This is a genomic window from Streptomyces mauvecolor, from assembly GCF_039532965.1.
GTDB lineage: Bacteria > Actinomycetota > Actinomycetes > Streptomycetales > Streptomycetaceae > Streptomyces > Streptomyces violascens.
Window position 1 is genome coordinate 85,847 of sequence record NZ_BAAASQ010000038.1, and the last position, 14,162, is coordinate 100,008.

10 protein-coding genes and 1 pseudogene are annotated in these 14,162 nt (G+C 68.9%); 4 read left to right on the forward strand and 7 right to left on the reverse strand.

What is annotated here, in order from left to right:
* Window positions 1-303: 303 nt before the first annotated feature.
* From ABD346_RS34415 to ABD346_RS34425, 3 genes are all read right to left on the reverse strand, one after another.
* A complete protein-coding gene (locus tag ABD346_RS34415; RefSeq protein ID WP_344380243.1) occupies window positions 304-591 on the reverse strand; it encodes a hypothetical protein in 288 nt (95 codons plus the stop codon).
* A 395-nt stretch (window positions 592-986) separates the two neighbouring features.
* Window positions 987-1,292 carry a hypothetical protein gene (locus ABD346_RS34420; RefSeq protein ID WP_344380244.1) on the reverse strand — a complete coding sequence of 102 codons (306 nt, stop codon included), beginning with the start codon at window positions 1,290-1,292 and terminating at the stop codon, window positions 987-989.
* Between the two features lie 45 nt (window positions 1,293-1,337).
* Window positions 1,338-2,027: an HNH endonuclease family protein gene (locus ABD346_RS34425; protein WP_344380245.1), complete on the reverse strand. Its 690-nt coding sequence runs from the start codon at window positions 2,025-2,027 to the stop codon at window positions 1,338-1,340.
* Window positions 2,028-2,496: 469 nt separating this feature from the next.
* Here ABD346_RS34425 and ABD346_RS34430 point away from each other — a divergent pair, with 469 nt between their 5' ends.
* Window positions 2,497-3,951 (forward strand): amidase, encoded by a 1,455-nt coding sequence (locus tag ABD346_RS34430; RefSeq protein ID WP_344380246.1) that lies wholly within the window; start codon window positions 2,497-2,499, stop codon window positions 3,949-3,951.
* Between the two features lie 277 nt (window positions 3,952-4,228).
* Here ABD346_RS34430 and ABD346_RS34435 read toward each other — a convergent pair.
* Window positions 4,229-4,941 (reverse strand): annotated as a pseudogene (locus ABD346_RS34435) (methyltransferase domain-containing protein).
* A 669-nt stretch (window positions 4,942-5,610) separates the two neighbouring features.
* Here ABD346_RS34435 and ABD346_RS34440 point away from each other — a divergent pair.
* Window positions 5,611-6,840, forward strand: coding sequence for a hypothetical protein (locus ABD346_RS34440; RefSeq protein WP_344380247.1), 1,230 nt, complete (start codon window positions 5,611-5,613; stop codon window positions 6,838-6,840).
* 430 nt (window positions 6,841-7,270) lie between these two features.
* On the opposite strand, the gene ABD346_RS34445 is transcribed toward ABD346_RS34440, so the two are convergent.
* The gene (locus ABD346_RS34445; protein WP_344380254.1) at window positions 7,271-8,659 is read right to left on the reverse strand and encodes an eCIS core domain-containing protein; all 1,389 of its coding nucleotides are present in this window, start codon (window positions 8,657-8,659) and stop codon (window positions 7,271-7,273) included.
* 258 nt (window positions 8,660-8,917) lie between these two features.
* Between ABD346_RS34445 and ABD346_RS34450 the strand changes: the two genes are divergently transcribed.
* Entirely contained in the window at window positions 8,918-9,253 is a 336-nt protein-coding gene (locus tag ABD346_RS34450; protein ID WP_344380248.1) for a hypothetical protein, read from the forward strand.
* 448 nt (window positions 9,254-9,701) lie between these two features.
* Window positions 9,702-9,980, forward strand: a complete 279-nt coding sequence (locus ABD346_RS34455; RefSeq protein WP_344380249.1) for a DUF6355 family natural product biosynthesis protein — start codon at window positions 9,702-9,704, stop codon at window positions 9,978-9,980.
* 839 nt (window positions 9,981-10,819) lie between these two features.
* Here ABD346_RS34455 and phsA read toward each other — a convergent pair.
* Together phsA and ABD346_RS34465 are read right to left on the reverse strand one after the other, a co-directional pair.
* Window positions 10,820-12,718: an O-aminophenol oxidase PhsA gene (gene phsA, locus ABD346_RS34460; protein ID WP_344380250.1), complete on the reverse strand. Its 1,899-nt coding sequence runs from the start codon at window positions 12,716-12,718 to the stop codon at window positions 10,820-10,822.
* 170 nt (window positions 12,719-12,888) lie between these two features.
* Window positions 12,889-13,899 carry a methyltransferase gene (locus ABD346_RS34465; RefSeq protein WP_344380251.1) on the reverse strand — a complete coding sequence of 337 codons (1,011 nt, stop codon included), beginning with the start codon at window positions 13,897-13,899 and terminating at the stop codon, window positions 12,889-12,891.
* Window positions 13,900-14,162: the final 263 nt, after the last annotated feature.

Here is a 14,162-nt window from a genome sequence, read left to right on the forward strand (position 1 = left end):
TCAACGGGCCAGTAGGGGTGCTTGCACCAGGCCAGGAGCGGAACCTCGCCTCGGCCACCATGCCCACGCCCTCGGGTTCGAGGTGGTTCTGCAGCCAGTCGGCGACCTGTCTGGTCAGGCGTTCCCGCGTCACGCCGGTGGCTGTGCAACGTCACCCGGATACCGTTTCGACGTGGCGTCGGGAGTCATCGAGGGCATCCCTGCAGGAGAGATGCCCGTGGGACTGGCCGGGGTGTGGTGAAGTCGCCGGCCACGGCGCGGGCCTGGGCGAACGCCGCGGACAGTGAGGGTTGAGCGAGGCCGTCAGGTCAGTTCGACGTTGCCCGGCCAGGGGCACTGCCCGGTGCTCTGCTTGTAGTCGTACGCCGAGAATGTCCCGTCGTCGTGCTGGTACCAGCACGGCGGCTTCCGGTCCTTCCTGAGAGTCACCGAATACGGAGATCCGCCGCCCCTGGCGACATCACCCGGCCCGGGGTGATGACCCATCGGATAGGAGGGGATCAGCAGATCACCATCGAGCGCGACGGCAGCGGGCGCGAACCCCACAGCGGCAACCACCGTCAGAACGGTGGCAACAACGAGACGACGCATGGAAGCTCCTGGTTCGGCGTACACGGGACAACTCCCACCAAACCCGAGCATCGGAACAAGTGCAGGCCCGCACCCCCCGAGCGGCCCAACCCATTCACCCACGGCCGGAGCGCGGACGCACGACCCCGCGTACCGCAACGAATCGCTCGCCGCACTCTGACGGTTCTCGGCGACCACGTCGCCTCGGACGACGGCGCGCGCAGGCGCCGGGTCTCCTGCAACCGCAGTGACCAGCCTTCCGCATCGGCGGCGAGCGACAGCCAGGTGTGGTCCGGATCGACACGACCAATGGCATCAGTCAGGTGGTGACGTGACGCGCACACGGCCCGCCGGACGCCGTGCCGGATCGAGCCTGCTCGGCGGGCCCCGGGCCACGGGCCCGGGGGCCGCCGGGCCTACGTCGTCGGTGCTTCGGCGGCGCCGCCCACTCGGATCGCCTCCAGGGTGCGGGTGTGCAGGGCTTCAAGGCCGTCCGGCGGAAGCGGCCGGGGGCTGCCCGTCAGGGTGTACCACTCGTCCGCCTCGGTGTACTGGATGGCGAAGCGGGCCAAGTGGTCCTCACCGACGCTCGTGGTGAGGGTGAGGTCGCCGGTGATCACGCCGACCTCGTCCGTCATCGCCCCGCCGGGGCCCGCGGTGACCCGACCGGTGAACGACTGCGCGGCCGCGCCCTCGGCCGGGTGCTCCTGGTTACCGTTCATGCCGTCCATCCTGCCCTGCCCTCTGCCGCGACTCGTACTCGGCCGTCAGGCTGCACACATGTTCAGCATCTCGGTCAGCTTGGCCTTCTCCGCCTGGGTGACGGTCAGCTTGTACGTGGCCTTCACCGCGGTCCACGACTCGGCGTACGCACACCAGTAGTCCTTGGCGGGCGGCGCCCACTGGTCCGGGCTCTGGTCGCCCTTGGCCCGGTTGCTGGTCGCGGAGACGGCGACGAGCTGCGGGTGGGTGAGATCGTTGGCGAACGCCTTGCGCTGCTCGGCCGTCCACGAACTCGCCCCCGAGCGCCAGGCGTTGGCAAGCGGGACCGTGTGGTCGATGTCCATCTTCGAGGCGCTGTCGAAGGTGAGGTGGTCGTAGCGGGAGACCCACTTTCCCGACACCGGCTTGCACTCGGCGTCCTGCTTGACCCCGGTGCCGTCCCGGTTCAGCACGGTCTCGCGGGTGTCGCACTTGCCGCCCTGGCCGACCCAGTGCTGGAACTTGTCGCGGCTGTACCCCGCCATCGAGCTGGCCGGGGCGACCTTCAGGCCGGCCAGGTCCGTGCGCGCGGTGGACACGGTCGGCAGGCCGGGCAGCGCCTTCACGCCCCCCGGTGCACCGCCGGCACCCGTCGCGCCGCCGGACGCGGAGAGCGACGGCGAGGCTTTCCCGTCGCCGGAGGACTTCTTGCCGTTCCCACTGGAACAGCCGACCGCGCCCAGCGCAATCACCACGGCCAAACCCGCTGCGGTCCACGTGTGCTGACGGCTCACCATCCACCCCACCCCTTGTCGGTACATACGACGCATACCCTACCCAGCCGTCTCGCGGCCGTACGCACGCCCCACCCCCGCACTCCCCCGGCGCACTCCATCGGCCGATCGGGCGGGACCGCGCGGGCAGGGTTCAGTGTCGCGCCCGTCGGTAGTGCCGGGCCAGGGGGGTGGAAGGCCTGCTTCGGTTCCCGGTGCCGGCCGGACGTCGCACCGTCGGGCCCGTCGTTGATCGCCTTGACGATGCAGTAGCTCGCCATGTCGGGGTCGAGACGTGTCTCGGGCCGGTGTTGGGGCCATCGGACGTAACGCACTCAGTTGTGCATCCCGATCGCCATCGGTCGGGAGAATTGCCTGTGGCCCGAGCGCCAACCCCGTTGCGCGAAACGCCATTTCGTGACCTCCCCCAGAGACCCGTACCGTCCGATGTATGGACTGGAATTTTCAGACGGCCGAAGAACTCTCGGCCGCGTTGCGTGCCGGTGAAGTGACCTCCGTGGAACTGACCGACGAGGCGATCGCCCGTATCGAGCGGGACGACAAGGAGATCAACGCGATCTGTGTGCCGGACTTCGACCGCGCGCGGGCCGCGGCACGCGGCGCCGACGAGGCGCGTGCCCGCGGCGAGGACCGGCCGCTGCTCGGCATTCCGGTGACGGTCAAGGAGTCCTACAACATCGCCGGGCTGCCCACGACTTGGGGCATGCCGCAACACCGGGACTATGTGCCGGCCGAGGACGCGGTACAGGTGTCGCGGCTCAAGGCCGCCGGCGCGGTGGTGCTGGGTAAGACCAATGTGCCCTTGGGGCTGCAGGACATCCAGAGCTTCAACGAGATCTACGGCACCACCAACAACCCGTGGGACCACGGCCGCACGTCGGGCGGATCCTCCGGCGGATCGGCGGCGGCCCTGGCGTGCGGATTCGGCGCGCTGTCCATCGGCTCCGACCTCGCCGGTTCGCTGCGCACCCCCGCGCACTTCTGCGGCATCTACGCACACAAGCCGACACTCGGCCTTGCGGCCAACCGCGGTATGGTTCAGCCGGCCGCACCCGCCTTGCCGGTCGACCTCGACCTCGCCGTCGTCGGTCCGATGGCGCGCACTGCCCGCGACCTCGCGCTCCTGCTCGACGTCATGGCCGGACCGGATCCGTTGACACACGGCATGGCGCACCACTTGAGGTTGCCGCCCGCGCGCCACGAACGGCTCCGCGACTTCCGGGTCTTGATCCTCGACGACCATCCACTCATTCCGACCGGGCCGGCGGTGCGGGCGGGCGTGAACCGGGTCGCCGACGCGCTTGTCGACGGCGGAGCCCACGTCGAACGGCACAGTCCGCTGCTACCCGACCTGGCCGAGGCCGGGACGCTGTACAGCCAGTTGCTGGTTTCGGGCTCCGTCGCACGTTTTCCCCTCGAATCGTACGAGCAGCTGCGGACCCGCGCCGCCGGGCTGAGCTCGGACGACCAGAGTCTCGACGCGGCACGGCTGCGCGCGATGGTGTTCAGTCACCGCGACTGGCTCCAGGCGGTCAACCTCCGCGAACTGCACCGCCACGGCTGGCGGCAGCTGTTCGCCGAGTTCGATGCCGTGGTGTGCCCGATCACGCCCACTCCCGCGTTCCCGCACGACCACAACCCCAATCCGCTGGAGCGCCGGATCGACATCGCCGGCGTCGAGTACCCGTACTTCGACCAGCTCGTCTGGGCCGGCCTGGCCACGATGCCCGGCCTGCCCGCCACCGCCATACCGGCGGGCCGGTCCCCCGACGGCCTGCCGGTGGGCGTACAGGTCATCGGCCCGATGTTCGAGGACCGCACCCCGCTACGGCTGGCCGAACTGCTTGAGCGGAAGATCGGCGGCTTCCAGGCGCCGCCGAAGTAGGCCGTACGGCGAGGTACCCGTCGAGGATGGGGTGCGGATGACGAGCGAGGGCTGGGAGCCCGGGCTGGGGCCCAGCCTTGACGCTCGCGGCCTGGCAGGCGGGACCGCCAGGCCGGCTGTCCGGTCGCCTCGACAACCTGATCGTGTTCGTATCAGACGCGAACCCTTCGTGTCTGATACGAACACCGAAGGCCTACCAGGGATGTTGTCTTTCCGCTGACCAGCGGGAGCAACCGCCATGGCCCCTTTCACTGGCTGGTGTGTTCGGTTCCCGCCCCTAACCGAGTGCCGGCGGGTACTCGGCCGGACGGCGTCCCCAGGCCGAGATCAGTGGCGCGAGTGTCAGGTCGAGTTCGCCGGCGTGGATGGCGGCCAGGTGTGCGTCGATCTCGGCGTCGTCGGCCAGGCCGGCCGCGAGCAGTTCGCCGCGCACGTGCCGGATGGTCGCCGCCTCCAGCCGGTCACAGGCCGGCCCGCCGAAGGGGAAAGAGCTCGCTGCGGCGACATCCACCAAGCCGGCCTCACGCAAGGCTCGCGGCAGTGTCCGGCCGTAGCGCAGGTCCGCGCCGCGGCGCGTCAGCAGCTCCCGGACCGCGTCGCGCAGCCGGTTGGCCTGCCGCTGCGCAGGGCCGCTGTCGTCCAGGCATGCCAGTGGCTGCAGAGCGGTATCGGCGTCCTCGATCAGCAGCCAGCCGCCGGGCCGGAGTGCTGCCGCCATCGTGGCCAACGCCCGGGCCCGGTCGGGTACATGGACCAGCACGAGCCGGGCGTGCACCAGATCGGGTCGATGTCCGTGACCAGCACGTGCCCGGTCGGACCGACGGCCGCCGCGAGCGCTTCCGGGACACTGGGGCCACCGGCCCCCACTTCCCAGCAGCGCGAGCCGGCCCCGACCCCCAGCCGATCGAAGTGCCCGCGCGTCACACCGTCGAACAGCTCGGCCAGCCAGACGAATCGCTCGCCCGCCTCGGCGCGCGCGTTGTCCAGCAGGTACCCGCGGGCGGGAGGGGACTCTTCACCGCACGCGGTAGTCCCGACTGTTGGATCCGGTCGGCCACCGACATGCGGCGGGCGGAACGAGGAGGTCATCACCACATGCTCCACCTCCCCTCATGACCACCGCAACGACGGCGGAAGAGGGGCATGTCACACGGCCGGCGAACCCCGCCACGTCCAACAGCACGGTTCGGCACCGTGACGCGCCGGAGGGGGTACATGTACACACGCCGACCCGCTCGTCGGCATCCTGCACGACTGTCCGACAACTGGCACACCGCACCATGAGGTCAGGTACTCACCTCCGTAGAGGACCTGGGCGGGGGTCGAAAGCCGCCCCGTCCAGCATGTGTCGGTCTCCCCGCCGTAGAAGGGCCCGGGGACGTTGAGCCACAGCCGATCTTCCTAATCTTCCCAACGCCCCCGAAAGGCATAGCGGTTGTTGCCGAGGGTGACAACGAGGTCTCAGCAGAGGGTCATCCGCCGAGACCAGGATCGCGCCATCCGGTTCCGTCGGTCTGCACGGTCCGTCTGTCTGCACGGGCAGTCGTGTTTGCCCGCGACGGCGCCCGTCTCGCTCTGGATCTGCGGGCGCGGAGCGGTAAAGGTCGGTGGAGTTCGAGAGATCGCGGGATACGCCTCGCCCACCAGGAGGATCACGAGATGCGGGCACACGACAGGCCGTCCGAGCCCGGCGCGGAGCGCCCGCGGCCGCCGCTCCACCTCACGGCACCCGCCCGCCCGCTCCAGCACCGTGCCGCGCTGCACCCTGCTCAGGCCTCCGCGCTCCAGCGGGTGGCGGGCAACAATGCGGTGGTGCGTACGATCCAGCGGACGGCGACCGTCCAGCGGGCGGAGACGGTGGCCCCGGGCGATCCCGGCTACCCCGAGAAGCGCCAGCGGAGGATCCTGGGCAAGGACCAGGACTTGACCGGCGACAACGAGTTCTTCGTGAGCCAACAGGAGCGCGACGGAAGCTACTTCGAGAACCCGGCAGAACTCACGCCGAATCTGGTACGCGCGGGCACCGTGCCGCTCCGCATCTCCACCGCCCGCGATCTGGCGATTGAAGACGGCGTGAACGAGCCCAAGGTGTTCTTCGCGACGAGTACGCGTATCGGCGAGGCCAACGCGAAGCTGAAGGGAGCCGTCACGCTGGTCAAGACCTCCAAATACCTTCTCCTGACCGGTGATCGGGGCGAGCGCAAGCTGTACCAGGTGGAGCCGAAGGTCCAGAAGAAAGGCCGGCACGGCAAGGAGACCCAGCAGGGCCTCGACGTCCGGACGCCGCAACGGTGCAACGAGATGGCGGCGTTCGTGAGCGGCGCCTTCAACCCGGCCACGCCCGGCATCGAGAAGTGGCACATCGGACTCGCCCGGCTCATCGACCGCATCGACGGCAGCTCCCTGGCGGCCGACTTCGCGACGGCCGCCGCTGCGGGCCCCGATGCGTATCTCGCATACGGAGCCAACCTCAGCGCCCGCTTCCAGGCACTGGTGCAGGTGAACCCCGCGGCGGTGGACCAGGCCCTGGAGGCCCTGGGCATGAACGAGTTCATGCCCACACCGAACCCGGGGGACATCCTGGTCACGGTCGGCTACGGCGATGCGGCGCAGGAGGAGCAGCGGAAGCAGAACCGGGCGGCCGGCAACGACAACACCTTCGAGTACCACTTCGGGACGGCGGTCGCGTCGAGCGGCGGGGACTACGTCACCATGGAGAACTACGCCCGACGCGACCGCGATGTGGGTCTGCGTACCGGATCCAGCGGTGATCCGCTCTTCTTCTTCCGGATGTACGTCGCCGCGCCGGGCGCCGACTCGTGGCACGCGCGCCAGGTTGCGACGGACGGCTTCATCGGCGCGATCGTCTCGGCGAACCTCTCGGGGTGAGGGTGCTTGCTGCTGCGCAGCGCCCAGCTCGCACCGGTGGCGGCGGGATGGACATGGACATGGGCTTGGACATGGCCATGTATGTCCATCCACTCCGTGCTTGGAGGGTTTCGCCAAACCATTTCTGTTTCCGTTGGGTTGGGCGAGGTGTGGTCAAGGCTCAAGTCCGTAATGCCTGGCGTGGTTTGGTGTGTGAGCCTGGTGGGTGCCGACGCGGTGGCCGATGCCTCCGAGGTCCTTCGGGTCATGGACGGGCTGGCGACCGGGAGTCACCCACCACCGTCCTCACCGCTTGACCGACCGCCTGGGGAATCAGCCAGCGCTCCAGCACCGCGTCAGCCACAGCGATCCGGGACGGGACCCATCACGGGCTTCCCGTCCTCGATGTCCCACAGTGTGTTCTGCGGCCCCCACCGGTTCCAGGGACGTATCAAACCCTCTCGATCCGCTCTACGAACATCTGGAACAGCAGCCTTGACCACTTGGTACCCAGACTGACACTGAAGTCGCCCCGATCCTCCTGCTTGATCCCGACGTACCCCTCAAGCTTTCCTTCGCCCTTCTTGGCCTGCGGCATGCCGCCGTGGATGCTTCGAAGCGACTCGGGTGTGCGGCCCTTGCCGCTCCCGTCGACGGCCACGTAATCAGGGTGGAAGAGCAACTCGTGGGCACCGGGCCTCAGGATGAACTTCATCGTCACCTGCTCCTGGGGACGCTTGAAATAGCTGCGTGCCTGCACTTCGTCACCGAGGTGGGCGCCGACCGGCAGGACGCCGTCCTTCGGATTGGAAGGATCGACCGCCGTCTTCTTCGTCTCGCCGAATGCTTTGTTGAACTCTCCTGAGGCCTTGCCGTCGGACTCGTGGTCAAGGACCCACTGATTCATGTTGTTCAGCTTCGTAGGCGCATCACCGTCCCTCGCCCACCAGGCCTCGATGTCCTCGGCTTCCCATGCTTCCATCGTCCGGAACAGTTCAAGCCGGCCCATCGCAGCCAGCTCCTCCTCGGACTTCCCACTGCACTTGTTGGCCAGTTCCTTGATGAGCTTGGGCCCGACGTCGTTCAGGATGTCCTCACCCTTGCGGCCCGCCGACGCTTTGGTCGGCGCTTTCACCACTTTCTTTCCCTGGGCCTGCTGGGCCCAGTAGGCGTCGGTGAGCCGGTCCTGCACCCGCTGCACCGTCGGCTCGGCCACGGAGCTCTGGCTGACCGCTGACCGCTGCACATCCGGCTGAGCAGCGACCGGGCTCGACATCACTCGACGCGCGGTGGCCTCGGCTTCGCGTTCGAACCGGTCAGCCGGGTCCGAGACCTTCAGGCCCGCACCGGTGTCGGTGCCGGCCACGGGGCCTTGACGTTGCTGAATCACGTGGGTGAGCTCGTGCGCAAGGGTGTGCTTGTCGTTGCCACCGTGGCCGATGACGACGTGATGGCCAGAGGTGTAGGCACGGGCGCCGACCTCGGCGGCCGAGGCTTTGGCGGCGCTGTCGTTGTGGATGCGGACTCCGGAGAAGTCCGCGCCCAGGCGTGCCTCCATGTCGGTGCGCGTGGCGTCGTCCAACGGCCGTCCGGGGGCGCGCAGGACCTCGTGGACAGCAGACCGCTGCACCGCATGCGCGGGCTGCCCGGTCTGCTGGTGCCCACACCCGGCCGAGTGTTGGTGCTGTTCCTGGGCCGAGGAATGGCCGGCCTGACGCAGCAACTGGACGACAGCGGCGTTGCCCGCGCTTGCCTGAAGGGCGAGGAGGCCTTGGGGCGGTGTCCCGCCTCCGTCCGCGGGCCTACTGACCGGGGTGCGCCCGTTCCGGGCGGCAGCCATTCTGTCGTTGTCGTGGCGGTCGTGCACTGGTCCTCTTCCTCTGCTGGAATGCAACCAGTCCTGCATACGTGATCATGAATCACCAAGCCAGGTACACGGGGGCAGAGTTCCCTGACCGAACGCGCAGGCCGCACCCGGGCAGCCTGTACCCGGTCTTCCAGAGCAAGGACGGCCTGTTCTGCGCAGCGCTGGACGCCTACAACGACCAGGTGGCGCAGGGCCCGTGTCCGGACCCGTCTCCTCGAACCCCCGGACCGTGTGGCGGGCATCCGGTCGTTCTTCATCCCGGCGTTCGAGACCGGCCCCGATCCCGATCCGGGATGCCTGCTCACCAACACCGCCGTGGAGCCCTTCACCGTTCCGCGGGCCGCCGACGGGGTCCGCCGGGAGCTGGGGCCCGCCACGGCGAGCGTGAGCACCGCGCTCCACCGCGACGGCCGGCTCGCCGACATCGACGGGTTCTTCCTCCCCGCGCAAGCGCATCCCGCAGCCTCGCCGCGCCTGCGACCGGCCGATCAGCCGGCGCCACCCCGCGAGGTCACCGTCCACCGCTACTTCAGCCGCGTTGGCCTCCGCCCCGCTCTCCCTGGATGACGGATTCGGGTCGCCGCCCGCCCGTTTGGTGTGTCACCCCGTCTGCGGCTGGGGAAGGATCACCAGTGGCAGGTCGCCGACTTCGACCACGGCCTGATAGACAGTTCATGCCGCTCGCTATATGAATCCCCGCACAGAAGCTGCTCCTGGTCCGCCAAGACGAACCAGGAACTCCTCCGTCTCCACACCGCGAGCGGCGGTCAGCGAGATGCGGCCGAGCATCCCGGGCACGCCGAGCCCAGGGGCCTCGTAGCTGTGTTCACCGATCCATGCGATTCCCTCGGACATGCCGAGCAGAGCAACGGTGAGGCCAAGCCGAAACAGGGGGACGCCTGTTCGCGTGATCCCGCTTCGGGAAGCGGAACGGGTACAGGCCGTACGAGGCGCCCTGTACAAGCTATTTATCCGGCTTTTAACCTGGGTCGACCGCCCCACGAAGGAGACCCAGATGCGCACACGCCGGATCGCCTCCACTCTTGCCTCCCTCGCCCTGCTGGGGGGCGCCACCGTGGCCACCGCTGCCCCCGCCCACGCCGCCGCCTGTGGTTACTTCGTCAGCTACGGCAATTCGTACTACAACCACTGCACCCACGACGGCAGCATCATCGACATCCACATCGACGTCGTGCTCGGCTGGGACAAGAACCGCTGCGTCTCCCCGGGTGTCACCTATCTCGGCCCCGCCACCAAGATCCGCAACGCCTGGTACACCGGGAAGCTGTGCTGAAGGAGCTCGTGCGGAAACGTACGAAGCCCCGTCCTCCGAGGGGAGAACGGGACTTCAGGACAGGTCATGCGCAGCGCAGGCGGGGCTTCCTTCACCCTCCAGTACTCGCCGATGCACCGACGGAGAGCGCTGATGACGCCATGGAGCGCGCGCGAGGGTGGAGTTGGCCGAGCATCAGCCCGCTCAGGCTGCCCGCGATCGCCAGGATGTCGGTATGCACGAACCCATGCCGCTGAGTTCGGCCCGAACAGCCCAGGATCCCGGCCGGGTTCGGTGTACTGCTCCCCCGGCAGCGTTCGCCTCGACACGTACCGGAACCTCCGTCGGACGACATCACGCAGTGCAGCGGCGAGTCTTCCAGGTCCGGCATGTCTCCCCCGGCGGTGATGCCTGGCGGGTTTGTCCGGGCAATGAAGCAGGGTGATCTTGCTGCAAGTCCCTTGTCCAGTGCGGCGATTCGTCACATCCGTGCGAATGGTCATGGGCCGAGCGGTTCGGGTTGGGCTGTACCGGGGCTGACGTGCGTTCGGCCCAGCCAGTACCGGGCTACCACGGCGGCGGCGTTGACGGCGGATCAGCCCATCCTCCGATGACCGGCCCGGTCAGCCCGCCCATGCTGCCGGTTTCGGCCCACAGCGTGACGGCTCGGCGGCCCGGACCGTGTCGGGAGATTCCGTCATGGCGTGAACCGCGCGGAGAGGCATGAATGTCCTCGGGCAGCGATGCAACCGGGAGCAGGCGTCAGCGCATGCCTGCCGCCGGGGAAGCGGAGGCAGCCCTCCTCGTGCCGGTGAGCCGCCCCGCGCAACCACGCGCCTCCCCCTACGCGACGCGCCCCCTCAGCCGCCGTGTCCCTCGTGTCCGCCGTGGCCGCCGTGGCCGGCTCCGTGCTCGAACTTCATCGCCTCCTTGGGCATGACGACGAACGGTCGCATCATTCCCATGTCCTCGTGCTCCAGCAGATGGCAGTGGTACATGAACCGCCCGTACGCCCCGACGAACTGGCCCATCACGCGCAGAACCTGGCCACCGGGCACCCGGAACACGTCCTTGTACCCATACTCGTTCGGCGCGAGGGGGATCTGCAGAGCCGGGTTGAACGTCACGGGACTGCGCGTGCCGCCCACCGCTGGGTCGAAGCCCGACACGTCGTACGGATCACGGCCGAGCATCTGGAAGTCGGCCAGGTGTATGTGCATCGGATGCGTCACGGGCGGGTTCACAGCGAGGTTGAGGAAGCTCCACTGCTCGTAGGTGCCTTCGGCGACCATGAAGCCCAGGCCGTCGTTGAAGGTGCGTGCGATGCGACGGTATGTCTTCAACGCACCGTCCGTACCGCGCAGTTGGATGACTCCGTCGGCCGGGAGCGCCAGGCTCCCGGCGTCCTCAACTTCGGCCATCTCCCATATCTCCGGCTCTCCGCCGCCGCCTTTGGTGCCAGGCGGGGTCAGCACGACGAGGCGGTGGCCGTGCTGGACCTCGTGCGTGATCCTGCGGAACGAACCGGACAGGACGCCCGGCATCTGGAAGCCGTCGCCCGGCTCCCCCGGGCTCTCGCACGTACTGACGCGGAACTCCATGACCTGCGGATAGCGCAGGTTCCCCGCCACGTCGGGGACGCCCGGCGCCTCGTTCGGCCCCTTGTTGACGAGGCGAACGGCCCGGCCCCCGAGCGCCCGGAAGTCGATGAGCAGGTCCATCCGCTCGGCCGGGGCGATGGTGAGGGTCGGAAGGTCGTGGCCGAAGTCGACGGGCACGGGACTCGGCAGGAGCCCTCCGTCGCTGCCGATCTGGCGGATCACGCCCGGCACCGGCCGGTTGTGCTCGTCGACGAGCACCAGGTCGTAGATCCTGGCGTTGGACGCGTTGACCAGGCGGAAGCGGTACCAGTCGGGCTCCACGTCGGCGTACGGCCAGATGCGGCCGTTGACCGTCGTGTACGGACCGGTGAAGGGCAGCGACACCGGCATGCCCGTCTCGGCGTTCTTCGGGTCGACGATGACCGTCTTGTGCAGCAGGCGCCCATTGAGCCGGCCGTTGTCGTCCGTGTCCAGGTTCCGGTCGGCCAGCAGCAGCGGTATCTCCCGCTCACCGGAAGGGAGTTGGAGCGCGTCCTCCTCGTCGTCCCTCACCAGGTAGGTGCCGTACATCCCCGCGTACACGTTCCACCGGGTGATGTTCATCGCGTGGTCGTGGTACCACCACTGCACCGCCCGATGGTCGTTGGGGTACTCCGAGAGCTGGGCATCGCCGTACCCCACGGCGTTCTCCGCCCAGCCGTCGTTCCCGCCGCCGGTGCGGGCGCCGTGCAAGTGCGTCACTGTCCAGGCGGGCAACGCCGCGACGTCCGTGTCGGGCTCCACGCCGCCGCGTCCCGGCTCGGTGGACGGCAGGGGCGTGGCCTGCGGGACCTCGACCGAGGTGACGGGATATTCGCTGTCCTTCGGTACGCGGTTGGTCCACGCGATGCGAACCCTCTGGCCGCGCCGCACCTCGATGGTCGGGCCAGGCACGGACCCGTTGTATCCCCACATCAGGGTGGGCGGCAGCTGCGGGTGCAGCCTCACCCAGGTCGGCCGTATGGCGATCTCGGTCTCGTCGCGTACGTCACCGGAGGCGGGACGCAGGACCGGTGGGATGGGCAAGGGCGCAATGTACGGCGTCAGTTCACCGTCCTGCGGGGCCGGTGACGCCTCGCCGGTCAGCCGGTCCGTGATGCGCTCGATGATGTCGGTCACGATGGAACACCCCCGTGTTCTCGTCTTCTGCACCGCCGCACAGGTCCGCCCGTGCGGTGCCCCCATCGAGCGGCCAGGTCAACGGCCGCTCACCCCATAAGACGTCCGGCGCATCACGAAAGTTCGCTGAACCTCTCATTCCGGACGAAAAACAAATGTGTCCACGAACTTCACGGCTGGAGCGTGGCCTCGACGACGCACATCGGGCCTTTGGTCGGGCGGATGCGGTCGAGCCGGAAGCCTGCCGTGGCCAGCAGGGTCTGCCAGTGGTCACGGGTGCGTTCGCGGCCTCCGAGCATGCCCATCATGGTGAGGTCCATCAGATTCGCGATCTGCGGCTGCGTGCCTTCGCCGAGGACGGTTTCGACGAGGAACAACCGCGCACCGGGCGCGGCGGCGGCGCGGATGTTCTCCAGGATGCGGACGGCCCGGTCGTCGGGCCAGTCGTGGAGGATGAAGCAGGCCAGGTAGCAGTCCGCCGGGCCGGGCACGGACGCGAAGAAGTCGCCACCCACGGCGGTGACGCGGTCCGCGACGCCCCGGGCACGCAGCAACTCGGGGGCGGCCGCCACGACATGCGGCAGGTCGAACACGGTGCCGCGCAGGTCCGGGTGGCGCTCGGCGAGCTCCGCCAGGGCCGCGCCGTCGGCGCCGCCGACATCCACCACGCTGCCTGCCCCTGCCAGGTCCAGCGAGGCAAGCGCGTCCTGGCGCAGGGTACGCAGCAGGTCGGCCATCGCGGCGCTGAAGGTGGCCACCTTCGCCGGGTCCTGGCCGAGCCAGTCGAAGAAGGGCTGCCCCAGCACCCGGTCGGCCGAGGGAATCCCGTCGCGCAGGGTCTGTGTCAGCTCGGCGAACGGCAGGTAGTGCGTCTCCATCCACATCAGCGCGACGTTGCGCACCGACTCGGGCGTGCCCGTGGCCAAGGTCGTGCCCAGTGGCCCCAGGCCCACCATGTCCTCGGCCTCGTCCAGGGTGAACACGTCCTCGGCCGCCAGCGTGCGCGCGAGGCGCCGCAGCAGGTCGGAGCGGACACCGGCGGCTTCGGCGAGTTCCGTCACGGGCCGGGGTCCGGAGAGGAGCAGGTCGGCGAGGCCGGTGCGCGCGACGGCGTAGAGCGCCTGGGAGATCTCGAATCCGCCCAGCAGGCGGAGCATGTCAGCAGCGGGGGTCACAGTCACGCGCGGGAACCTCTCCAACGGCCGCCCGGCTTACACCGTCCCGTCGGCCGGCCACCCGAAGGGACCATTTGGCGATGGCGTCGTCCGCCGCGAGGGCGCCGCTCGTTTGACGAGCCAGCGGAGACCGATCCAGAGCCGGTATGGCGACACACCCCCGCTGCCAACGGACACGGTGATGGCGGCCGGAAGGACGCGGCACTGTCTAGTAGGACTTTGTTAGGTGGCTGGTCAGGGTCCGGTTTTGGTAGTTCGCTCGAGGTATG